Source organism: Lacibacter sp. H375 (genome assembly GCF_037892425.1).
GTDB lineage: Bacteria > Bacteroidota > Bacteroidia > Chitinophagales > Chitinophagaceae > Lacibacter.
The window spans coordinates 2,061,733-2,087,689 of record NZ_JBBKTT010000001.1 but is presented as its reverse complement, the minus strand read 5'-3'; the positions used below and the strand labels follow the sequence as shown (position 1 = coordinate 2,087,689).

Sequence of the window (25,957 nt, the reverse complement as noted above, 5' to 3'; positions counted from 1 at the left end):
AAAGGATTTGCAGTCTAAAACATGATATGGCAGAAAATTTGTTCTGCACCGTACGAGCAATTACATTTATGCAATTCGCTGTTTCTTTGCATCTCATCAGCACAGTATTGATTACCTTACATAAAATGTTTTCTATGTTTTTGAAACGTATTTCTTTTGTTAACCTTTTTATCCTTTTGTTCAGCATGTCGCTTTTTGCACAAAACAAATTCAATTATACTTCTGCCTGGAAAAAAGTGGACGACCTTATTGAAAAGAAAGGCCTTACCGAATCGGCATTGAAAGAAGTGAAGCTGATCTATGATGCGGCAAAAAAAGAAAAGAATAACGGCCAGCTATTAAAAGCCGTTTTGTTTCGCTTAAGTCTTCAGCAACAAAAAGAAGAAGATGCAGATGAAAAGACAATTAAAGAAGTTGAGAAAGAGATCAGCACTGCATCAGAAACATTGAAATCGGTTCTTACTAATTATGCCGCTGAAGCCTACTGGCAGTATTTACAGCATAACCGCTGGAAATTTTATCAACGTACCAACACAACCGGGTTCAATAATAATGATATCAGCACCTGGACTATCGACGACTTACATAAAAAAATCAGCACGCTGTATCTTGCTTCAATTCAAAATAAAAAAGTACTACAGCAAACAAGACTTGATGCATTCGAGCCTGTGATCAATAAGGGAAATGTGCGCCATCTGCGTCCAACCTTATACGATCTGTTAGTACACCGTGCTATTGATTATTTCGAAAACGATGAACGAAGCGTTACCAAACCGGCTGATGTATTTGAAATTAATTTTGCTGCTGCTTACGATCCTGCTGCTGATTTTGTAACACGTAAATTCAAAACAAACGATTCACTTTCGCTTACACATAAAGCATTGCTGTTGTTCCAGGAGCTGATCGACTTCCATCTTACAGATAAAAAAGCAGATGCATTGGTAGATGTTGATCTTTTACGTTTACAATTTGTTCATCGTTATGCTACGCTTGAAAACAAAACAGAGTTGTACAGGATGTCGTTGAACCATTTGCTACGGCAATATAATCAGCAACCAATTGTCTCTCAGGCGGCCTATTTATTGGCAAAGGATTATGCTGACTATGCAGCTACTTACGATTTCAAAAAGCATAAAGTAAATGACGAACTGAATCCACAATACTATTACCAGAAAGCGGTTGAGCTTTGCAAAAAAGTAATCACACAAACACAATTGACAGAAGGTAAGGCAAACTGCAGTATGCTGTTACAGCAAATTCAATCAAAAAAATTATCCATCACTTCTGAGAAAGTGAATGTGCCCAACAAACCTTTCCGTTCTTATTTACAATACCGCAATACTGCAAAGGCATGGTTCAGAATTGTGAAAATCGATCAAAAGACCTTTGACGACCTGAATGAGAACAGTTGGGAAGATGCCTATTGGAAAAAACTCATTGCCTTAAAGCAAATCAGCAATTTTTCTTACGCTCTTCCTGCTACAGAAGATCATCAGCAACACAGCACAGAAATAAAAGTGAATGCATTACCTGCAGGCACCTATCTTTTACTGGCAAGTGCCGATGAGCAATTCAGTCTTGGAGAAAACGTATTGGCTGTTCAGTTCTTTCATGTGAGCAATATTGCATGGATGCATTACGGTAATGATTTCTTCGTGGTGAACCGAGAAAGCGGCCAGCCGCTGCAAAAAGCAAATATCACCTTGTGGGAACAGTCATACAACTATGATCAGCGGAAAAACATTTCTGTAAAAGCCGGCAACTATACAAGTGATGCCAACGGCTATTTTCTTGTAAACAAACCGGCAGGTAACAATGCCTATAACCGTACGCTGGAAGTCAGTTATCAAAATGATCACCTGTATTTAGACGACCGTGCCTATGGCCATGTATACAATGAACAAAAAGAAACGGTTGATGAAACAAAAAGCCGCCGTACTTTTTTCTTTACTGATCGTTCCATTTATCGCCCGGGTCAGCTACTATACTTCAAAGGTATTGTTACAACAAAAGATGCAGCAACAGGGAAGCCGAAAGTAGTTGCAGGTCTTAAAACAAAAATTTATCTCTACGATGCCAATTACCAGAAAGCAGATTCTGTTGAAGTAACCAGTAACGAATATGGTTCTTACAGCGGAAAGTTTACGCTACCTGTTGGCCGTATCAGCGGACAATATCAGTTGCAGGAGTCTGTTACAAATGGCAACGTCTCCTTTTCAGTTGAAGAATACAAGCGTCCGAAATTCTTTGTAGAGTATCAACCTGTCAAAGAAAGTTTTCGTGTAAACGATAAGATCACTATTACCGGTAGTGCGAAAGCTTATGCAGGAAATAATGTTGATGGCGCAAAAGTGAAATACCGTGTGGTTCGTCAACCAAGATTGCTTTATCCATGGCTGAGTTGGAAATGGGGCTGGCCGTTGATGCAGGAACAGGAAATTGCACATGGCGAAGCAACAACAAAAGCCGATGGCGGTTTCGATATTTCGTTTACAGCTATTCCCGATAAAAAGGTGCGTAAAGAACTGGAACCTGTGTTCGATTATAATGTGATTGCTGACGTAACTGATCTGAATGGCGAAACAAGAACAGGCGAAACAACAATCAGCGTTGGTTATAGTGCTTTGCAATTACAACTCAGTTTACCAAAAGGCGAACTGCAGACTGCTTCACAATTCAACAGCATCAACATCAGTACAAAAAATATGATGGGCGAATTTGTGAAGACGATGGTAACTGTGCGTATGTATAAAATCAATGCTCCTGACAGATTGATACGTGATCGTTATTGGGAACAGCCCGATCAGTTTATTATGAATGAAAAAGATTATCGTACTGATTTCCCCAACGATGAATACAGTAATGAAACAGAAAAAGAAAATTGGGCGAAGGGCGAAAAGGTTTATGAGAAGAAAGACAGCTTGAAGGAGAATGGGCAATGGGCAATAGACAATAAGCAATTACAGCCTGGTTGGTATATCGTGGAAGTAACAGCAACTGATAAAGATGGAAAGGAAGTAAAGAACCAAACCTATGTGCAACTGACTGATGCAGCAGGTAAACTTTCTTCCCCTGAATATGTTTGGCAATTGCCAACAACTGTTACAGTTGAACCGGGTACTGTTGCAAATATCAGTTTTGGTTCAAGTGCCGATAGTGTTCATCTCATACAAATGAACGGAACCAATGAAAAAGAAAAGCAACGTTACTATCAACTCAACAATGAAAAGAAACAACTGGATATTCCTGTTACAGAAGAACAGCGTGGTGGTTTTGGTTATGCTTATAGCTTTGTAAAGCACAATCGCTTTTACAACTTTACCCGATTTGTAAATGTACCGTGGACAAACAAAGAACTAAAGATCACTTATGAAACCTTCCGTGATAAAACATTGCCGGGCAGTGAAGAACAATGGAAGATAAAAATCAGCGGTTACAAAGGTGATAAGGTTGCAGCAGAAATGCTGGCGAGTATGTACGATGCATCATTGGATCAGTTTAAGCCACACCAATGGAATAAACCTGATTTATTTCCGGTGAATTATTTACGGAATAATTGGAGTGCCGGTGGCTTTATGTCTATTAATTCGGAAGTGAGAGAATGGGAATCAGATCAAGAAAATCAATTTCTTAAAGAGTATGATTTTCTCAAATCTATATCAACCAATACTATAATAGTTAGTGCTGCAAGGGTTTCAAGATCTTCCAAACCTACCATTCTTGCTGATCAACAAATGGTTGCTGCGGCTGCACCTGGTGAGGCAAAAGTTATGAAGCGTAAAGAGAGAGAAGAAAAATTATTTGAAGCCGATTCGATTAGATACAACTTCCAAACTCAAAAAGGAGAAACTAAAAATCCAAACGAAACATCTTCAATCCGCACCAACTTTTCCGAAACCGCTTTCTTCTTCCCTGACCTGAAAACAGATGCTGAGGGAAATATCAGCTTCAGCTTTACCATTCCGGAAGCTTTAACGAAATGGAAAGCACAATTGCTGGCACATACAAAAGATCTGTCACTTGGTTTGAGTGAACAAAGCATCATCACACAAAAAGACCTGATGGTGCAACCATTTGCTCCACGTTTCTTGCGTGAAGGCGATCGTTTTGAATTTACGGCCAAGATCAGCAACATGACCGATAAAGAGATTACCGGCACAAGTAATCTTGAATTGCTGAACACTGCAACCATGCAACCTGTTGATGGCTGGTTCCAGAATACATTCCCTGTGCAGCATTTCACCGTTGGGCCAAAACAAAGTACCGTGGTGAAGTTCCGTACGGAAGTGCCTTACAATTTTAATGAAGCACTCACCTATCGTATTAGTGCTAAAGCCGGTAACCAAACCGATGGTGAAGAAGCAACATTACCTGTGTTAACGAATCGTATGCTGGTAACAGAATCGTTACCACTGAACATGCGTGGTGATGGCACAAAGACATTCAACTTCACCAAACTGTTGAATGCTGATAAATCTGAGAGTTTAACACATCATCGTTTTACCGTTGAGTTTACCAGTAATCCTGTTTGGTATGCAGTGCAGGCATTGCCTTACTTAATGGAATACCCATACGAATGTGCGGAACAAACATGGAATCGTTTTTATGCAAATGCATTGGCTTCACATATCACACAAAAGCTGCCACGCATTCAGCAGGTAATGCAGCAATGGAAAATAAAAGACACCGCTGCATTAATGAGTAATTTGCAGAAGAACGAAGAATTAAAATCGGCACTTCTGCAGGAAACACCTTGGGTATTACAGGCCAAGAGTGAAGAACAACAAAAGAAAAATATTGCATTGCTGTTCGATATGATCCGTATGAACAGTGAGTTGAGCAAGAATCTTTCGCAACTGCAACAAATGCAATCGCCCAACGGAGGATTTGTATGGTTCAAAGGCGGGCCCGATGATCGGTACATCACCCAATACATCATTACAGGTATTGGTCATTTGCAAAAATTAAATGCAATTCCGAAAGAACAGCAAGCAGCTTTGAATGCCATTGTTGCAAAAGCAATTCCTTATCTCGATAGTAAACTCAAAGAAGATTACGATAACCTGTTGAAGTATAAAACGCCGTTGAAGAATAATAATATCGGCTCTACGCAAATACAATACCTATACATGCGTAGTTTCTTCCCTGCTGTTGCACAAATAAAAGGAACGGAAACTGCTTCCAACTATTATACAACACAGGCTCGCACTTATTGGTTGCAACAAAGCCGTTACATGCAGGGCATGATCGCATTGGCACTGCATCGCACAAAAGATGCAAAAACGCCAACTGCTATTGTAAAATCACTAAAAGAGAATGCACTCTTCAGTGAAGAAATGGGCATGTACTTTAAAGAGTTTAATGCAGGTTATTACTGGTACCAGGCACCGGTTGAAGCACAGGCATTAATGATCGAAGTGTTTCATGATGTTTCAAAAGATACCAAAGCAGTAAACGATCTTAAGACTTGGTTGCTGAAACAAAAACAAACACAGAACTGGAAAACAACCATTGCCACTGCTGAGGCATGTTATGCATTGTTGCTGCAAGGTGGCGAATGGATCGCAACTGAACCTGTTGCCGTTGTTAAAGCAGGCGATCAAACTTTCAGTTCATCAACTGAAAAAACAGAAGCAGGTACGGGTTATTTTAAACGCAGCATTGATGGCAATTTTGTAAAACCATCGTTTGGAAATATTAATGTGACAGTGAGCAAATCAAATGATCAACCAAGCTGGGGTGCTGCTTACTGGCAGTATTTCGAAAACTTAGACAAGATCACTTCAGCGGAAACGCCTTTGAAATTGCAGAAGAAATATTTTGTTGAACGTAATACAGCGAATGGACCTGTGCTTACACCGGTGAACGAAGGCGATGAATTGAAAGTGGGTGACAAAATAAAAGTGCGTATTGAATTACGTGTTGACCGCAACATGGAGTATGTACACATGAAAGATATGCGCCCAAGTTGTATGGAACCTGTTAATGTCATCAGTCAGTATAAATGGCAGGGAGGTTTAGGTTATTACGAAAGCACGAAAGATGCCAGCACCAATTTCTTCTTTGGCTGGTTAAGCAAAGGCACTTACGTTTTTGAGTATCCGCTATTTATTACACATGCAGGTAATTACAGCAGCGGTATTACAACTATACAATGTATGTATGCCCCTGAATTTACAAGTCATAGCGAAGGGGTTCGGGTAAAGGTGAGCGAATGAAAATGAGTGATGAATGATCAGTGATGAGTGGTTAAGAATTATTCTTTACCGCAGAGAACAGAGAAAATGAGTTAGGCGCAGAGGAAATCCTCTGCGTTTTTCTTTGCGCTCTCCTTTCTCTGCGGCAGGAACCTCCTCCACTAAACCAAGCTTTAACCGCTCATCCAATCGCCTGCGGTTGGCCAAGGATGCTTCTTATCTTTAAAGCATCAGCATGAGAAGCCGGGCACTACTGCTTTCTTCTCCATTATTTACTTTTCAAAACCTCCTGCATGAGATCCGTTTTCATTACTCTTTTGCTGCTTATCGGCACTGTCCTTTATGCACAGAATGTTCCTTCACCAAAAGAACATTTCGGTTTCAACATTGGTGATAATTATCGTTTGGCAACTTACACGCAAACGGAAGCCTATTTCAAAAAGCTTGCGGCTGCATCCGACAGGGTAAAGTTGGTTGATATTGGCAAAACAGAAGAAGGCAGAACACAATACATGGTGATTGTTTCGAGCCCTGCTAACATCAAACAACTTGAAAAATACAAGAGTATTTCGCAGCGACTTGCACGTGCAGAAAATTTGACCAATACACAGGCACGTGAATTAGCAAAAGAAGGAAAAGCAATTGTGTGGGTTGATGGTGGCTTGCATGCAACTGAAACAGTTGGCGCACATCAGCTGATTGAAACGATGTGGCAGTTTGTTAGTCGCAACGATGAAGAAACACAACGCATTCTCAATGATGCTATCATTCTGTTTGTACATGCAAATCCTGATGGGCAGGAACTTGTTTCAAACTGGTATATGCGTCATGCAGATACATTGAAACGTACACTCAACAATCTTCCCCGTTTGTATCAGAAATATATTGGTCATGATAACAACCGTGATTTCTTCATGAACAACATGAGCGAAACAAGGAACATGAGCCGTCAGCAATACATTGAATGGATGCCGCAGATATTATACAATCACCACCAGGCTGGTCCGGCAGGTTCTGTTGTGGCAGGTCCACCTTATCGTGACCCATTCAATTTTGCGTTTGATCCGTTATTGGTAACAGGCATTGATGGCGTTGGTGCTGCAATGATCAATCGTTTAAATGCGGAAGATAAACCAGGCTATACTCAACGTGGAGGTTCTGTTTTTTCAACTTGGTGGAACGGTGGCTTACGTACCACAGCTTATTTTCATAACATTATTGGTTTGCTTACAGAGATCATCGGCAATCCAACTCCTGCAAGAGTTCCATTGGTTACGGCTCGACTTATTCCAAATGCAGCAACACCCTATCCTGTAACGCCGCAACAATGGTTGTTTCGTCAGTCAATCGATTATTCTGTTTCATTGAACTACGCTGTACTTGATTATGCAGTACGCAACCGTGAACCCTTGTTGTATAACATTTACAAGATGGGAAAAAATTCGATCGATAAGGGAAACAAAGATCATTGGTCTTTATCACCTAACAAAGTGGAAGCAATTAAAGAAGCATTCCAAAAAGATCAACGTCCATCTACACAAAACAACAATCAGAACTTTGTTGATACTATTCCGGTGAAATATTATGATGCAGTTTTTAAAGATCCTGCAAAACGTGACCCAAGAGGTTTTATCATTTCGGCTGATCAACCTGATCTTAGTTCAGCAGTGAAGTTTGTGAATGCATTGATTCTTTCGGGTATCAAAGTTGAAAAAGCAACAGCAAACTTTACAGTTGCCGGCAAAGAATATCCTGCAGGTTCTTATGTGGTGAAAACAAACCAGGCTTTCCGTCCACATGTAATTGATATGTTTGATCCGCAGGATCACCCGAATGACTTCTTATATCCCGGTGGCCCTCCTGTTCGTCCGTATGATGCGGCTGGTTGGACGCCCGCCTTCACTATGGGTTTTCGTTTCGACCGAATCCTCAATGCATTTGATGGACCATTTGAAAGCATTGCTTATGGTGCAGAACAAATGACACCCGGTAAGTTCAGCAACAGCGCAAATGGTTATGTATTGAATGCAGCAGGTAATGCATCATTCATTGCGGTAAATGATCTGTTGCAGGCTGGTGTTGAAGTGATGCGTATTACTGATGTGACAGCAAGTGGAGCAGCACAAGGTTCATTCTTTGTGAAAGCAAATGCGAAATCAAAATCGATACTTGAAAAAGCGGCGAAAGAATATGGTGTGCAGGCAATTGCTGTAAGCAAACAACCTGCGGGTTCCGCAAAGAAAATAAAATCATTACGTATTGGTTTGTGGGATACATATGGTGGCTCTATGGCATCAGGTTGGATGCGTTGGATATTTGAACAACATCATTTCCCTTACACAGTTATTTATGCAAAAGATATTGACGCAGGCAAACTCATTGATCAATACGACGTGATCGTTTTTGTAAGTGATGCTATTCCGGCAACTGGTGGTGGCGGTCGTGGTGGTTTTGGCGGGCGTGGACCAAGAGCTGATGAAGTGCCTGCTGAATACCACAAAACATTGGGAAGAATTACACCTGATACTTCCGTTGTTCAATTAAAACAATTTGTTGAAGCAGGTGGGAATATTGTTACGATCGGCAACAGTGCAAATCTTGCTTACCATTTCAAACTACCTGTGAAAAATGCATTGGTGGAAATGAATAACGGTGTTGAACGTACGCTTCCGGGTGAAAAATATTATATCCCCGGCAGTGTATTGCGTGTAAAAGTTGATTCAACACAGCAAAGTGCATGGGGCATGAACAGTGAAGCAGATGTATTTGTATCGAGCAGCCCGGTATTTAAACTATCACCGGATGCTATTGCAAAAGGCGTAGTAACTCCTATTGCATGGTATGCTTCACTAAAACCACTACGCAGTGGTTGGGCATGGGGACAGGAATATCTTCAAGATGGAGTTGCAGCTTTTTCTGCCAAAGTGGGCAAAGGAAATTTATATGTATTTGGACCGGAGATAGCATTCCGTTCGCAAACGCATGGCACATTCAAATTTCTGTTTAATCAATTGACGGGAACTAAATAATAAATCATTGATACAAATAAAAAGAGGGCAGATATCACTGCCCTCTTTTTTATTTATTCGCATGACGTTAAAATAAAATGATCTCATCTTTCTTTCTCTCTTTCTTCCTGAACCAGCGTTTCCTTTCTTTTACCGGCTTATACAATTCTTTTGCTTTCCTCACGAGCATCAGCATTTCGTTTTGCCAATAATCGCTTGGATTTACACAAGTAGTTAGTAAGTTGACCAATGCATCCCAATTTTGATTTTTTATATATGGCGATTGTTTCAGCAGCAAACCAAACATAGCAACCGCTGCTGCAAAACGATAACTACTATCAACAAGATACAATGATTGATAATTAAACGGAAGTTGAAATTTTTCTTCTACCCTGCTTTTTGTTTCAACCGATTGATAACTCAACTCTGCTTCAGCAACCGGTGCCTCGGTATTGTATCGTTCGTTGAGTTCCACTTCAAACACAGCTGTTACTGTATGTCCGGTTCCAATTTCACCCCCTTCAAGAATACTGTTGCTGTCGGCGAGCACATCTTTGCGGTTATCGAACCCGATCAAACGATAGCGTTTTACCTGCGATGATTGAAACACCGTGTTGAGATAAGCATCATCCACCACCACATACAAAGTCTGCATTAATTCTTTCACCAATACTTTCTCTGCTTCCATCACATTATCGAGGTAAGCAAAATTTCCATTGCCCTTCTTTGCCAATGCTTCAAGCTTTGAATCTTTATAGTTACCCATACCAACACCAAGACAAGTTAAATAAATACCTGTCTGTTGTTTTTGTGTGATGAGTTGCATCAATGCTTCTTCACTTGATTCACCTACATTAAAATCACCATCAGTTGCAAGGATCACACGGTTGTTACCACCTTGTATGAACTGGCTTTGCGCCAAACGATATGCTTGCCTGATGGCTGACTCACCAGGAGTATCACCACCGGCAGCCAGCGAATCAATCACCGACATGATCTTATCTTTTTCATTACCACCTGTTGGCTGCAATACAATTCCAACTGTGCCACCATACAGCATGATCGACAACGTATCAATACTCCGCAGGTTCTGCACCATCATACGAAACGCCGTTTTCAATAATGGCAAACGATTAGGCAGATCCATCGAACCACTCACATCGATCAGGAAAACAAAATTGCTGGGAGGTAATGAATCGTAGTTGATCTTTCTTGCCTGCAGTTGTAAAAACAATAATCGGTTTGACGGATTCCACGGGCAATCAGTAAGCTGTGATTGTACATGAAAATCTTTGCCCGGCTGCGGTTCTTTATATGGTTGCGGAAAATAATTCAACATCTCTTCAATACGCACTGCATCGGTCGGCACACGAGAATTCATATTGATGAAACGACGGATATTGCTGTACGATGCTTTGTCGACATTCATAGCAAAACCAACTGAAGCATACTCTGCAGCCTGGTTAAAACTGTTTTCAACTTGTGATGAATAGGTTTCACCCGAAGCAAAATAATGTTCCTTTGTATCTTCTTTCTTGTCTCTTGTAACAGATAATAGTTTCCGCTTGGGATTACTGATTGCCGCACTGGGCTTCAACAAAACAGTATTGAATTCATTGCTATTGAGCACAACTGTTTTCTCTTCATAACCATGCAGAAAAAAACTGACGGTATCTTTTGTTTTTGAAGATGGGATACCAAAGGCGCCGGTTGATCCTGAAGAATAAAATGAATTGGAAGAGTGAAGGCGTATCTGCACCAATGCTAATCCATTACCACCAGCATCTTTCACTTCACCTCGAAAATAAAATTGTGCATCCGCTTTTGCGGCGATGAGAAGCAAGCATACCAAAGCAATGCACCTTAGGTTCATAGTTCAATTCCTGCTTCACCGGGTTAGTAAATGGTAAATCAGGAGGGGTTTTCGGTCAGCTGGTATATCTCTTTCAAGTTACGGCCAAGGCCGTCATAATCCAAACCGTAACCAAGCAAGAATTTATTGGGAACTGAAAAGCCCAAATAATCAATGGTGATAGGATACTTTGTTGCTTCGGGTTTATGCAACAAAGCCGCAATTTTTAATGAAGCAGGTTGCTGATTATGCAACTGAGGCAAAAACTCATTCATGGTTTTGCCGGTATCAATAATGTCTTCCACGATGATCACATGACGATCGACAATATCAGTATCAAGACCAATTGCTGTGATCACCTGTCCCGTAGACTTTGTTCCTTTGTACGAAGCAAGTTTGATGAAACAGATCTCTGCATCAATAGTCACACATTTAAAAAGATCGGAAGCAAACATGAATGAGCCATTCAGAATAGCAATAAAAAGCGGCTTCTTACCTGTATAATCACGATCAATGTCCTTTCCTATTTCAGCAATACGGGCAAGCACTGTTGCCTCTGTCATGTAAGGAGTAAAATATTTATCGTGGACTTTGATGGTTGACATGCAGTTTATTTAGTAATGATGAGTTCCGATCCTTCCTTCGTATTTACAACTGTAAGAAGTTTTGGCGCTGTTGGTGCAGGTGATTGCAAATACAATTGCTGACCGGGCACCGGCTGTTTGTTAGAAGGGATTTGGTTCAATTCCATCAATGCATCTAAACGAATACCCTGTGCCTGTGCAACATCATATAACGTTTCGCCGGCTGCCACCACATGGAATGGATTAGCCCCTATACGACGTTTACGTTGCAGATAAATAAGCTGATCTCTTTCAAGAACCTCTGCTTCTTTCAGATCATTAAAATCAAATAACCATTTCAAAGGCACATTGTGTTGTTTAGCGATTGCAAGAAAGGATGTTCCTTTTGTTGCATAAACCACTTTCGTTTCATTGATCTTGAATTCTCCAGCCGGATAATTCACAACAGGTCTTTTGATTGTCTCTTTTACATCATCAGATGCTTGCTGAGGAGCACTAATAGGTTGTTGAACAACAGTATTAACAACATTCTCTTTCACTGTCGATTGATCTGCCTTTGCATAAATCGGTTCACCAGCTTTTTTCCTGCCAAGAGCGATCAATGAATAATCATTAAGATTATATTTTTCAATGTATTTAATGAGCATATTTGGGTAAGCAGGATTAGTAGCATAGCCGGCTTTTTTCAAACCATGTGCCCATGCTTTGTAATCAGCAGGATCGAGACCAAAGAGAAAATTATAGTGCTTGCGTGTACGTAGAAAATCAGAATGATCAACATAGGATTGTTCTGCATTTTCATACTTGCGGAAACATTCACCCGGCGCATCATCATCATGACTTACCGATGGACCTGTCCATGTTTCTTTACACTTAATACCAAAATGATTGTTTGATTTTTTTACCAGTTTACTGTTTCCACTTTCAGTTTCCACAATGCCTTGTGCCAGTGTAATAGAAGCAGGTACACCAGTGCGTATCATTTCCTTGATGGCAATTTCTTTGAAGGTATTTACATACTCTTCAATGGAAATAGTCTGCGCATTTAACGCTGTTACAGACAAAAGAGCAATGAATAAATAAACCAGTCTTTGCATAGTATATTTTATTTTTTACGAATGAGAAACAATCCATCTCTCAGAGTTAACATTACTTTTTCAACCTCATCATCAGCACTCACCATTTCATTAAATGCATGAATGGCTTTCCCGTTCTTTCCTTTGATCTCCTCGTCCAGCACATCGCCATGAAAGAGCACATTATCGGCCAAAATGAGGGCGCCGCTCCTTAAACGTGGTTTTAGCAGCTGATAGTATTTTTCATAGCCGGGTTTATCGGCATCAATAAATACAAGATCCCACTCTTCCTGCAGTTGAGGAATGATATCGAGTGCATTACCCACATGCAATTGAATACGATCGTTCAATCCTGCCCTGATAAAATTATTTTTGGCCAGGGCTGCATCCTGTTCCCGCATCTCGATCGTGTGTAGCACTCCGCCGGCAGCAAGTCCTTTTGCAAGACAAATTGTGCTGTAACCGATCATGGTACCGATCTCTAAAATACGTTTTGGCTGAACAAGTTTGCTGATGATTTCAAGGAACTGTCCCTGGAGATGCCCACTCATCATGTGGGGCTGTGCGTGTGATTTTTCCGTTTCGGCTGAGATCAATTTCAACAGTGTATCTTCTGCTGAAGAAAACTGTGCTGCATATAGTTCGGCCTTCGGGTTGATCAACTCCAAGTAAAAACGTTTCGGCAAAGATAAAACAGATAGCTGGAAAATGGGCAATTGGCAAAGCTTTAATAAGCAATCTACTTGCCTGTTGCTCCTTGAAAACTGCTTATTGCCTATTGGCTGTTGCCTGTTGATTGTCTTGTTTATTTGAAATCATCCAAAGCCCGATAAAGGTAAAAAGCCCATTGATGATGAGCAGTTCTATACCGATTTTAAACCCTCCAAACATTGACTGAGAAAAATTTTTGAGTGCAGTTCCGGTATCGCCTGTCATTTGCAGTTTGTTTACGAACCATTCCGCATTATTGATCAAGTCAACGCCTATTACCAACAGTGGTGCGGCAATACAAACAAGCAGGCTTTTCTTGTCGTTGATTTGCCGCTTGGTTAAAATACCAAATGCAAACAAACCCAGCAACGGTCCATATGTGTAACCCGCTACTTTCAGAATTACATCAATAATCGATTTATCATCGATCCATTTGAATAACATTACGCATAAAAAGAAGATGACAGTGAACGTAAGATGAACCGTTAAGCGTGTTTTCCGTTTACCTTTTTCATCCAGATCATCACGGCGTTTTAATCCTAATATATCGATGCAAAATGATGAAGTAAGTGCCGTTAATGCCCCGTCGGCACTGGGAAACAAAGCCGAGATTAATCCGATAATAAAAATAACGCCGATAGCCACGGACAGATAATTTCCTAACGCAATAGCAGGAAACAGGTCATCGCCTTTTACTTCTAATCCATTCGCCCCGGCATAGAGATATAACAATCCTCCCATGAGCAGGAAAAGGAAGTTTACAAACAACAGCACAAAGCTGAGCGTCATTACATTTTTTTGCGAATCTTTAAGTGTGCGGACACTTATATTTTTTTGCATCATTTCCTGGTCAAGACCGGTCATTGCAATTGTGATAAATGCACCACCCAATATCTGCTTCACAAAAAAGCCCGATGCTTTTACATCTGTATTAAAAATCTTCAACATTCCTTTTTCACTCAACTGTCCCATAGTTTGTGAAAAACTGAAATCCATTTTATTCATAATAGCAATGATGCATACAACCAAACCGATCAACATACAACTTGTTTGTAACGTATCGGTATACACTATTGTTTTTACACCACCCTCAAAGGTGTAGAGTAAAATCAGAATCAGTATCACCAATGCAGTTAACCAGAACGGAACCCCCATTGCATCCAGAATAAATATCTGCAGAATATTCACAACCAAATACATTCTTGCTGTAGCACCCAATGTTCGTGACAAAATAAAATATGAAGCACCTGTTTTATAACTCGTTGTACCAAACCGATGTTCGAGATAATTATAAATAGAAGTGAGATTCATTTTATAATAAAGCGGCAGCAACACATAAGCTATCACGAGGTAACCAAGAAAATAACCGATTACCACCTGGAAATACGCAAAACCCGCTGCACCAACTGTTCCGGGCACACTCACAAACGTAACGCCGCTCAGCGAAGTACCGATCATACCAAATGCCACCAACATCCAGTTACTGCTGCGGTTACCAATAAAAAATGAATCGTTATTTGAGTTTTTGGAAGTGTACCATGCCACTACCAACAGCAATAAAAAATAACCAAAAACGAAGGAGAACAGCAAGACTGGTGACATAAGGACTTGTTTAAAAATGAAGATAAAGAATTAATCCAACGGTCAAACAGTTTGCCTATTTTGCAGCATATTTTCATCACATGCAATTCACTTCACTTGCAGTTTTTTGTGGCTCAAAATCAGGAGCCGATCCTCTCTACATTACGCATGCAAAAGAACTGGGCCGGTTGATGGCAGAGAAAAACATCAAGCTTGTGTACGGTGGTGGTGGCAAAGGTATCATGGGCGCTGTTGCAGATTCAGTAATGGACGCACATGGAAGTGTAGTAGGTGTAATTCCGGAAGTATTATTAGAATGGGAAGCACAACACAAAGGCATTACAGAGTTGCATGTGGTTACAGATATGCATGTGCGGAAAAAGATGATGTATGAATTGTGTGATGCAGCGGTAGTACTCGCAGGTGGTTATGGTACGTTGGATGAATTATTTGAAATGCTCACCTGGAACACATTGAAGATCCACAACAAAAAAATATTCATTGTTAACAGCAATGGCTTTTACACTCACTTAATTGAGCATATGCGCCAGATGTTCCATGAAGATTTTCTTTATGAGCTGCCTGAAGAACGTATTGTAATTGTAAACGAACCCGCTGAAATTTTTTCTACCGTTCCCGCTTAGGTTTAAAATAAAACAGGAATGTTGTGCGGAATACCGGTTGTAGCCTTCTATAGCTATCAATGTAAGGTGAATTAGGATTGCGCAGCACATCTACCATAATACTTGTGTAGAATTGGTTGCCACCAATGGTGCGGTTTCCATATCCCGCACCAACTAATATACTTGGCGCATTGCGATTTTCCTTGTACACAATATCTCCCCCTGACTTGACACTGTATGCAATACTATTGTATTCAAATTGTCCGCCAATAAACAGCATATTCACTGGCCATACACGTACAAATGGTCCACCACCAAATGTCCATTGCCGGTATGTTGTTGGAGAATTGGGGTCGTTTTGTGTGATGAGGTTTACATTAGTTCCTATTCCCACATCAACGAAGCGATTTAAGCTGTAACCAATTTCAGGGTTTAAGCCAAGGATAAATCCGTTGAAGAAACCTAGGTTAACACCTGTGCCAATAAATAACTGATCACGTTTGAAACCTTTTTCTTTTTCATCCTCTTCAGTATTCTGTGCAAACAAAAGACCTGAAGTCATCAACATCAAAGAAAGGAAGAGTGATTTTTTCATGTATAAAAGGTTTTATTGCAGATCGAAAATTTTACCGGGGTTCAATATATTGTTAGGATCGAATGCTCTTTTTATATCACGCATGAGGCGAAGGTTGGCTTCTTTCATCACAATATTCATGTATCCCTTTTGTATCAACCCAACTCCATGTTCACCACTGATGGTTCCGCCTAATTTATAAACTAATTCAAACATAGCACGCAGGCATTTGTTCATTTCTGCATCTCCATAGCTGTTTGGCGTTCCTTCTTTATGAATACGAATGTGCAAATTACCATCGCCTGCATGACCATAGCACACCACATTAAAATCATACTGTTTTCCTAACGCTTTTACACCACGGATCAACGCCGGTAATTCTGCTCTTGGCACAACAGTATCTTCTTCGATAGTATAACCAACCAGCTTCACTGCTTCTGCAACTCTACGTCGCAGTTTCCACAATTCGGCTTTCTGCTGTGCATCATCTGCAAAGTACAATTCACCAATATCATATTTCGTTAAGAGTTCGCTAATTGCTTCCATCTCTTTCATCAGCACATCCACATCGTTTCCATCCACTTCAATTATAAGATGTGCTTCTGTATCTTCTGTAAGAGGAACGGCAGAACTCTCAACCATAGTGCTTACAATCCGTAATGCATCGATCTCTACTAACTCCAATCCACTTGGTACAAAGCCCGCACGGAAAATTTCACTTACTGCCTCACCTGCCTGCTCTAAATTTTTGAAAGGCACAAGCATGAGCAGATCATATTTAGGCAATGGAATTAAACGCAAAACAATTTTGGTTACTATACCCAGCGTTCCTTCGCTGCCAACAATTAAATGTGTAAGATTATAGCCGGTAGAATTTTTCAACACGTTTGCGCCTGTCCATATTATTTCGCCGCTTGGTAACACCACTTCAAGGTTCAACACATAATCTCTCACCACGCCATACTTCACTGCTTTTGGACCTCCACTGTTTGCAGAAATATTTCCACCAATAAAACAACTCCCTCTGCTACTGGGATCAGGTGGATAAAATAACCCTACTTTCTTTACTTCATCCATCAGCACTTCGGTAATAACACCCGGTTCAGTAATAACCTGGTGATTACGTTCATCTATTTTTAAAATGGAATTCAAGCGCTCGGTCGAAAGTAACACACCTCCTTTGTCTGCCAATGCAGCACCTGCCAACCCGGTGCCCGCCCCACGTGGAGTAACCGGAATAATTGCTTCATTACAAAGCTTCATGATCTGGCTGATCTCTTCTGTTGTACGTGGCTTCACCACAACTTCGGGAGGAAAATGAAGATTCTCTGTTTCATCATGCGCATAATTGCTAAGCGATTCCTCATCAACAAAAACATATTGTTCACCTACAATGGCCTTCAATTGCTGAACAATTTCCATATCCACTTTTGCGTAATTCTCAACAGAGATCATGTGCTGAATTTTGGGCGAAATTCGGAAAGGAAGGGCAGGCAGCAAAATCTAATCAGCAAGTAATTGTTCTTGCAATCATTCAAATCAGATTTAAAATCTCGGACACAAACTCTGTCTCCTTTGACTCTTATCACCAAAGTATTCGTTATAGTAACCGTTTTTAATCAGTGAGAATTCATATGCTCCATTCGCACTATTGAAACGACCAAGGTTACTGGTAGTAGCATCGTATGTAAATGTGAACCTGATATCTTTCCATTCAAGGCCCACCATTGCAACCGCTGCATCGGCCCAGCGATAATATGCACCACCAAACACCACCACGCTACCATCACCCATTACGTTGTATGCGAGGTTGCCGCCAAATACCGTTTCATTCGCACCAGCTTGTGATGAGAAATAAGCATTGGGGTTAACGATCCAATCATCATTTACCTTAAAGCTTCCATTGAGAAAACCAATATAACGGCGGGGCACTTCATTGGTGCCGTTACTGAAGAAAGTTTCTTTTGGCTTATTGATGTGATGCACTGACACACCTGCATTGATATAAGTATTCTCTGTTGGAAAGTAAGCATAGTTCATTCCCACCTGTAGATCAAAATATGCAGTGTTGGCATTGGTCAATAATGCTTCGCCATTAGGCGCTCCTGCATCAAAAAATTTTCCGTTCCATTGATTATCGAACGTGAACTTGGTTATATCAATACGTTTGCTTGCATAACCGGCATTAAAACCGGCACTCAGCAAACTGCTTAAACCGATCATCTGGTGATAAGCAACTGATCCGTATACTTTATTGGAACGCAGGTTGCCACGACCGGCAACATCAGTCAATAATAATCCACCAACACCTACCCAACCATTTTCAATACTGTTACGAAACACCTGTACATCGCCCCAAACACTAGCGGTTTTGTAAGGCACAGGAACAGATGTCCACTGACTGCGGAAGTTGCCACCTATACGGTAATCAGCTTCTGGAATAAATCCCGTGTTCGCCGGATTAGTTGTAAGCGGCGAGTTCATGAATTGAGAGAAATGCAGATCCTGTGCTGTTACATTTGTTTGCAACAACAGCAATATCAGTACAGCCCCAACGATACGGTTACAGTTCATAGCTCTTCTTTTAAACGTTTACACAAGCTGATGGTTCTGGTTCTGTCAAATCTGGATATAGGGTACTGCAGGTTTTTTTATACTCGCTACCTGATGAGTGTTACATCACCTTTCTTTCGGAATTTTTCGCCGGTGAAATATTCTACTTCCAATGTCCATGCATATGCGTCCATTGGTTGTGGCGTTCCTTTGTAAGTGCCATCCCATCCAATATTTTGGGTGCGGCTTTCAAATACCATCAATCCCTGGCGGTTATACACTCGCAAAGTCATTTTAGTGATACCGAATCCACGAACAAAAAAGATATCATTCACACCATCACCATTTGGTGTAAAGGCTGATGGCAGATCATTTACTACATTGATGATTGATTCAACCGGAATACATACAGAGTCAACACAACCCGCAGCATTTGTTACCGTTTGACAAACCGTATTAATACCGGGAGTAGTGTATTGATAAATCGGATCACGTTGTGTGGAAGTGCTGCCATCACCAAAATCCCATAGCCACGACACCACATCATCCGATGCCGTGCTTGTAAACCGGGTCGGTGTATTTTCCTGTGATGGGTTCGGATTAAAGATAAATCCTGCTGTTGGCGGACCAACGGCAAGGAAACTTCTTGTTGTTGAGTCTACCAGATTACAGCTGTTTGGATTATAGATGTATTGTGTAATGCTGTAAGTACCGGGTGTGTTGTAAACGAATGCCGGTAGAGGATCAGTTGACTGCTGACCATCGCTGCTTACCCAGAGATAAGTTAATGCGCCCAAAGACGTATCAATCACATTGATCGTATCAGGTACACAAACAGAACTGATGCTAAATCCTGCCCGTATATTATCAATTACCTGGAAGTTCACAATACTATCGGCATCACCCAGGTTACAATAATTTGAATCGATTAATACCAAACGAACATCATAAGAACCAATACCTGGGAATGTATGTGATACCGGCGGAGAGAATCCGGGTATGGTATCATTCTTCGACCCATCACCCCAAACCCACATAAATGACCTCGGGCCAAACGGTGTAGTAGCTGTTCGTATATTACTTGTATTAGTAAACTGGAATGTAAGACTGTTACAATTCTGCCTTGCAAAACTAAAATCAACATCAACAGAATCGGTTGTAACACGTATACGCATGTTGGCCGAATCCTTGACGTTACAGGAGTTGCTGTCGATACCAATTACTTTCACATCAAAAAATCCGGTGCTTGTGTATGTATGTGTAAAAGGATTTATAGTTGTTGTATCATTCGGTGTACCGTCACCCCATATCCAGATATATTGCTTTGCTTCACGAATGGTATCTGTAAACTGGATGGTAGCAGGTAAACAGAAATTTAATTGCTTTGCACCAACAGCTCTTAGCGCTACATCGATACCGGACAGATCAAACCTGATTTTCACCATGCCAAGATTACAACCGCTGCCACCGGCAGGATTTGTGTTTCCATAAACACCGGCAGTAATTGGGAAGGGTGCCGTGAGTGGAACGCCTGACTGAACATTCTTACAATTGGCACACATAGCCTGGTAAATAACACCATTGGCATCGAACCGGCTGGTACCGCCATCTACGTGTTCCAATCCTCCGCCGCCACCGAGTTGGCCAAAGAAACTTCCGTATAACTGAGAGGCAGCATTTTTTTGCAAAACAAAAAAGTAAAAATCACTTCCATCAGTATTTCGTTGAAACGCATCGGCAGTTACCGGCAAACCAGTTGTGCCCGATGTTGGATAACCCGTTGTGCCACCAAAACTGTTTGCACCACCACCCCAGCCGGACACATACACATTCTCACAATTATCAACAAGAAAGGCTACCGGTGAAATATTAGGATTGATTGCACCACTTGTACCAAATGTGGTTGAATAAACAAATGCATTAAGATTAGGTTGCAGTTTTGCTATGAACTGCCTGGAATTGCCGACCGAGTAAGCAGCATTTATCACAGGCCAATTGCCTGTTGTAATACCCATTACATAAGGAAATCCTTTAGCATCAAATTGAACACCATAAACAATATCGATATTATTTGTGCCGAGATAAGTAGCACGAGTAATGCCTACGCTTCCTCCATTATCCTGCAATTGTGCTACATAGCCATCTGTGAGACCTCCGTTGTAAGTTCCTTGCACAGCACCACCACCAATACCTGAAAAATTGGCGTTACTGCTGGTGCCCCCACCAACATAAATATTCGACGGGCTTAAAGGATTTACTGACAATACAAACCCTGCATCATCAGCATCACCACCCATCACGGTACTCCAAATAACTCCCGTGGCATTAGAATTTAATTTTAATACTACAGCGTCCTGGTTTCCACGCAAACCTGTTTGAAAACCATTTTGAGTTGGGAAATTTGTTGATCTTGTAGACGAAGCAAGCAATATATTTCCACCCGGATCAAGTATTACTTCGCTTCTTCCATCATCACCATAAAAACGTTGAAGTGAATTAGCACCACCACGTGTTGCTGTGATATTTACACCATCATCACCACTACCTCCAATACGTAATGAACCAATGATCGCCGTTCCGGTTGCGTTGATCTTTGTAACGAAAATGTCGTAACCGCCTCCTCCACCCACCAGTGTTCCGGGGAAGTTTGCGCCTGAATTTGTACGACCTGCTATTACAAGATTGCCTGCAGCATCGGCAATTAGACTATGGGGTTGATCTAAGCCATTACCTCCGAGGTAAGTTGCATAGATCCTGTTTCTTCCATCAGGCGATAATTTGATGATAGCGATATCAGGAGGCGAACCGCCACTTGAGGGACCACCGCCAGTTCCTTGTATAGCTCCTGGTGTTGTAGGAAATCCTGATGGTTGCGCAATACCTCCACCAAAAAAACTACCATCAGCTCCCGGCGTTGCTGTGAAGCCCCAGTTGTCAGCCGTACTTCTGCTGAAAGAAGAGAACACCAGCGAAGGATCAATAATTAACGTAGTTGATTTGTTATAGGCCTTTACATCAAAACTTACTGTATTACCTGTTATTTTGTATTTGTTACCAACCACTTCACGTTTGCCATTTACAAATTGATAAGTGTAAGGCTTCAACTCACGTGCTTCACCAACCGAAGTTCCTACCACTAATTCGTTATCACGAATGCTCAGCTTATCTGCACCTTCATAACGCATCTGTATCTTCGAAACATCAGCTCCCGGATAAACAACTACATCATATTTTAATTGATCATCCTGCACATAATAACGTACATCAATATTTGGATAAACATTCTTATAAGTTATTGCCTGGTATAGTTTACAATCACTTGCCCATTTTGAAGGATCGTTTCCAATAAAATAGTTCTCCACTCCGGGCAAGGGTTTTTCCATGATGGGCTTTGAATTGAAATTTCCACCCAGGAATTTTACCCGAAACGCATGTGCACGCATTTTTTCAGGCGCTGTAGCTCTCGCATTGTATTTCACTAATGAATCGAACCCGTGACCATGATTGAATTCAGCCAAACGCTGATAATCATCCGGGTGATTGATCAGGATGCTGTAACCATCTTTGGTGAGAAAGAAAGCACTGTTACCCGCCTCTGTTTTAAAATGCACCTGTTGATCCCACTGACCTTTGTTTTCAACAAAATAAAGTTGTGAAAAGCTGAGCAGAGGTGCAGCCAAAAAGAGGCAAGGTGCAATGAGGAGTCGGAGTACTTTCATGTAAATATTTTCTTATGCTACGGGACTTTGAATTTAAAACTTTAAAACGGAAATAACTATCGCTTATTTTACACTAAGCCACTCTACTCCATTCCGTTTTTCCCTTTTTTAACAACAGGTATGATTTCAACAGCAAATTTTCGGCCGAAGACAAATCCGGATCGTCTTGCAGCAGACGGTCACTCAAATTCTTTGCGATTTCCAACAGGTCTTTGTCCTGTACTATACTCGCCAGTTTAAAATTGAGCATACCACTCTGTCTTGTGCCTGCAATATCACCAGGTCCACGCAGCTCAAGATCTTTTTCTGCAATCAGGAATCCATCATTTGTTGCGCACATTATCTTTAACCGTTCCCGGGCATCATTCGTTAACTTCTGTCCTGTTAAAAGAATGCAAAAACTCTGTTCACTTCCTCTTCCCACCCTTCCCCGAAGTTGATGAAGCTGTGATAAACCAAAACGTTCAGCACTTTCCATCACCATTACACTTGCATTGGGCACATCAACCCCCACTTCTATAACTGTTGTTGCCACCATGATCTGCGTATCATTTGTTTTAAAACGCATCATGTTGGTATCTTTTACTTCAGGCTTTTGTTTACCATGCACCATGCTGATGTAGTAGTTTGGCTCCGGGAAAAATGCTTTTACTTCTTCGTAGCCTTTCATCAGGTTTTCAAAATCAAGCGTCGAACTTTCCTCGATCAACGGATAAATAAAATAAGCCTGCCTTCCTTTTGCTATCTCCTGTTTTACGAAATCCATGATTGAAGGCCGGGCCGTTTCGTAACGATGAACAGTGGTGATGGGTTTACGTCCCGGTGGCAATTCATCCATTACACTATAATCAAGATCACCGTATGCCGTCATAGCCATTGTGCGTGGAATTGGTGTAGCGGTCATGACCAACACATGTGGCGGAATAGTGCCTTTTGTTTGCAGTTCGGCACGTTGAGCCACACCAAAGCGATGCTGCTCATCAACTATTGCCAAGCCAAGGTTTTTAAATTGTACCACTCCTTCAATAAGTGCATGAGTACCTACGAGCAGTTGTATATCGCCAGATTGCAGACCATTCAATATCTTTTCCCGTTCTGCTTTTTTGGTTGATCCTGTAAGCAAGCGGATGCTCACATTCATTTCCCGCAACAAATTTGAAAGACTATTGAAATGCTGTTGCGCCAATATTTCCGTTGGTGCCATCATGCAACTCTGGTAACCATTATCTGCTGCGAGCAACATGGTTAATAAAGCAACAATGGTTTTCCCACTGCCAACATCGCCTTGCAGTAACCGATTCATCTGGTGTCCACGTGCAGTATCTTGTCGTATTTCTTTCAATACTCTTTTTTGTGCACCGGTTAATTGAAAAGGAAGATGATGATTGTAGAAGTCATTGAAGATATCACCTACCTTATCAAACACGATTCCTTTAGAAAAACGATGACGGTTTCCCTTGATCATGCCCATACGAAGCTGCGCAAAAAAGAGTTCTTCAAATTTTAACCGTCGCAATGCATGTTCGTATTGCGATTGATCAGCAGGAAAATGAATATGACAATATGCTTCGTAACGTGAAGGAAATTTTAATTCCCTGATAATACTATCCGGTAAATTTTCGGGCAGATCTTTTACATGGATCTGTGGCAACAACACAGCTGTAAGTTTGGCAATACTGCGTCCATTCAACCCACGTACTTTTAATTTTTCAGTTGTGGGATAAATTGGCTCCAGCACCGATTTGCCGACTGCATTCGCTTGCGTTCGCACTTCCAGTTCGGGATGAACGATCTGCGGCTTACCCATAAAGAACCCAAGCTTTCCAAAAACTAAAAACTCTTCGCCTATAGCCATCAGTTTCTGCACCCAGTTAATTCCCTGGAACCAGGTAAGTTCCATGGAGCCACTGCTATCCCTGATATGTGCCACCAGCCTTTTTCCTTTTCGCTCCCCAATGATCTCAAAGTCTGTTAAGCGACCGGCCACCTGCACATAATCCATACCCATGTTCACTTGTGCAATGGGTGTGATCTTTGTTTTATCTAAATGGCGGTAAGGAAAATGTTCCAGCAGGTCACCAAAAGTGAAAATGCTGAGTTCTTTTTTCAACAGATCTCCACGCAAAGGGCCAACACCCTTTAGGTATTCGATGGGACTGCTCAGTATTGAAGTAGTTGTGCTGATAACTTTAATTGAAACTTGAAATTATTGAAGAAATAATTAGTAACTGTTAACGCTCTGCTTTTTCCCAAAGCACCGATTGCTGACCGTTAGCGTAACGTACAATACCTGCCAGCATGGCTGCATGCATAAACACAATGTAGAATGGAATATTGAACAAAAAGAATGAACGGCTACTTCTTGCTAACTGCCAACCGATAAATGCGAATATGTAAAACAATACCTGCAGCACCAACAACCATTCAAACACTTCGCCGGCATTATTAAGAGCCAACATTACATTACTCAAAAAAAGAAAAAAGAACGCTGGTGCACAGAATACCCAACGTAATACACGGTGTGAAAAAAACTGGAATGCCAGCAGCGGATAAAGAAACGGGTTAAGAGCCTTGCTTAGAAATGAAAGTGACTGAATGCCCCCCGCAGCAATTCTAACTTTTCGTTTCCATTCATCTGTTAAAGATGCTGAAGCAGTTTCTGTACTTACAGCATTTGCAGCATATTGTACTTTCTTATGTTGAAAATTTACGTTGATCGAAATAAAAAAGTCATCTGTTATGGTTTGTTCAGGAACAGGCACAAATAATTCCTTTCGCAATGCAAACAATTCGCCTGCTGCACCAACAACCGTATAAAATTTTGTCTCTTGTTTTTTGAGCCACGATTCGTATTGCCAATACAATCCTTCACCAGAAACAGCTGCACCATCAGCACTGATCACGTTCTTTTCTCCTGCCACTGCGCCTGTTTGTTCATCAGCAAACGGAGCAATCAACTGTTTTAAGGTTTGAGTTGAGAGTACTGTATTAGCATCAGTTAAAACAACAATTGGGTGAGCTGCCTGCCTGATCGCTTTGTTTATTGCAGCGGCTTTTCCTCTTCGTTCATCTTCATGTAATACAAGTACACGTTCAAACGATGCAGCAATTGTTGAAGTGGCATCGGTTGATCCATAAGCTGCAACAATAACCTGAAATTTAGAAGAAGGATAATCGAGCGCAAGTGTGTTCTGTAGTTTCAAACCTATCACTTTCTCTTCATTATAAGCTGCAATGATGATGGACACTGCAGGTTCGTCTCCCTGGCTGAAACCATATCTTCCTTTTCGCCCGAATGAGAAAAAATATAAAAGAAAAGGGTAACCGACATAAGAATACAAGATCACTCCGGCACAACAGTAAAATAGAACGGCCCACATGGGTTAAAAATAGAAAGATTGAAGCAATTGGCCGAATTAAGAAGAGCGTATAAAACTGAAAATACCATGCGGAGGGTATAGAAAGAGCAATACCTCATT

The 25,957-nt window shown here is 41.1% G+C and carries 14 protein-coding genes; 3 read left to right on the top strand and 11 right to left on the bottom strand.

The window, feature by feature from the left end:
- Positions 1-134 precede the first annotated feature (134 nt).
- Both WG954_RS09110 and WG954_RS09105 read left to right on the top strand, forming a co-directional pair.
- Positions 135-6,218, top strand: coding sequence for an alpha-2-macroglobulin family protein (locus WG954_RS09110; protein ID WP_340435711.1), 6,084 nt, complete (start codon positions 135-137; stop codon positions 6,216-6,218).
- Between the two features lie 272 nt (positions 6,219-6,490).
- Positions 6,491-9,226 carry a M14 family metallopeptidase gene (locus WG954_RS09105; RefSeq protein WP_340435710.1) on the top strand — a complete coding sequence of 912 codons (2,736 nt, stop codon included), beginning with the start codon at positions 6,491-6,493 and terminating at the stop codon, positions 9,224-9,226.
- A 67-nt stretch (positions 9,227-9,293) separates the two neighbouring features.
- Here the strand turns inward: WG954_RS09105 and WG954_RS09100 are convergent, their stop codons facing one another.
- The 5 genes from WG954_RS09100 to WG954_RS09080 form a co-directional block, all read right to left on the bottom strand.
- Positions 9,294-11,078 carry a vWA domain-containing protein gene (locus tag WG954_RS09100; RefSeq protein WP_340435708.1) on the bottom strand — a complete coding sequence of 595 codons (1,785 nt, stop codon included), beginning with the start codon at positions 11,076-11,078 and terminating at the stop codon, positions 9,294-9,296.
- Between the two features lie 38 nt (positions 11,079-11,116).
- A complete protein-coding gene (gene hpt, locus WG954_RS09095) occupies positions 11,117-11,662 on the bottom strand; it encodes a hypoxanthine phosphoribosyltransferase (protein WP_340435707.1) in 546 nt (181 codons plus the stop codon).
- A gap of 5 nt (positions 11,663-11,667) precedes the next feature.
- Complete coding sequence (locus tag WG954_RS09090) at positions 11,668-12,738, bottom strand: glucosaminidase domain-containing protein (protein WP_340435706.1); 1,071 nt, start codon at positions 12,736-12,738, stop codon at positions 11,668-11,670.
- Positions 12,739-12,746: 8 nt separating this feature from the next.
- Positions 12,747-13,385 (bottom strand): O-methyltransferase, encoded by a 639-nt coding sequence (locus WG954_RS09085; protein ID WP_340435705.1) that lies wholly within the window; start codon positions 13,383-13,385, stop codon positions 12,747-12,749.
- Between the two features lie 100 nt (positions 13,386-13,485).
- Positions 13,486-15,030, bottom strand: coding sequence for a sodium:solute symporter (locus WG954_RS09080; protein ID WP_340435704.1), 1,545 nt, complete (start codon positions 15,028-15,030; stop codon positions 13,486-13,488).
- Between the two features lie 80 nt (positions 15,031-15,110).
- Between WG954_RS09080 and WG954_RS09075 the strand changes: the two genes are divergently transcribed.
- A complete protein-coding gene (locus WG954_RS09075) occupies positions 15,111-15,653 on the top strand; it encodes an LOG family protein (protein WP_340435703.1) in 543 nt (180 codons plus the stop codon).
- Here the strand turns inward: WG954_RS09075 and WG954_RS09070 are convergent.
- From WG954_RS09070 to WG954_RS09045, 6 genes are all read right to left on the bottom strand, one after another.
- Entirely contained in the window at positions 15,637-16,227 is a 591-nt protein-coding gene (locus WG954_RS09070; protein ID WP_340435701.1) for a hypothetical protein, read from the bottom strand. The two genes, WG954_RS09075 and WG954_RS09070, sit on opposite strands and share 17 nt — an antisense overlap.
- Positions 16,228-16,239: 12 nt before the next feature.
- Entirely contained in the window at positions 16,240-17,661 is a 1,422-nt protein-coding gene (locus WG954_RS09065) for an FAD-binding oxidoreductase (RefSeq protein ID WP_340435700.1), read from the bottom strand.
- Positions 17,662-17,751: 90 nt separating this feature from the next.
- Positions 17,752-18,780 carry a PorP/SprF family type IX secretion system membrane protein gene (locus tag WG954_RS09060; RefSeq protein WP_340435698.1) on the bottom strand — a complete coding sequence of 343 codons (1,029 nt, stop codon included), beginning with the start codon at positions 18,778-18,780 and terminating at the stop codon, positions 17,752-17,754.
- Between the two features lie 86 nt (positions 18,781-18,866).
- Positions 18,867-22,478: a DUF7948 domain-containing protein gene (locus WG954_RS09055; protein ID WP_340435696.1), complete on the bottom strand. Its 3,612-nt coding sequence runs from the start codon at positions 22,476-22,478 to the stop codon at positions 18,867-18,869.
- Between the two features lie 73 nt (positions 22,479-22,551).
- Positions 22,552-24,642 carry an ATP-dependent DNA helicase RecG gene (recG, locus tag WG954_RS09050; protein WP_340438909.1) on the bottom strand — a complete coding sequence of 697 codons (2,091 nt, stop codon included), beginning with the start codon at positions 24,640-24,642 and terminating at the stop codon, positions 22,552-22,554.
- A 67-nt stretch (positions 24,643-24,709) separates the two neighbouring features.
- Positions 24,710-25,858 carry a glycosyltransferase family 2 protein gene (locus tag WG954_RS09045; protein ID WP_340435694.1) on the bottom strand — a complete coding sequence of 383 codons (1,149 nt, stop codon included), beginning with the start codon at positions 25,856-25,858 and terminating at the stop codon, positions 24,710-24,712.
- Positions 25,859-25,957 lie beyond the last annotated feature (99 nt).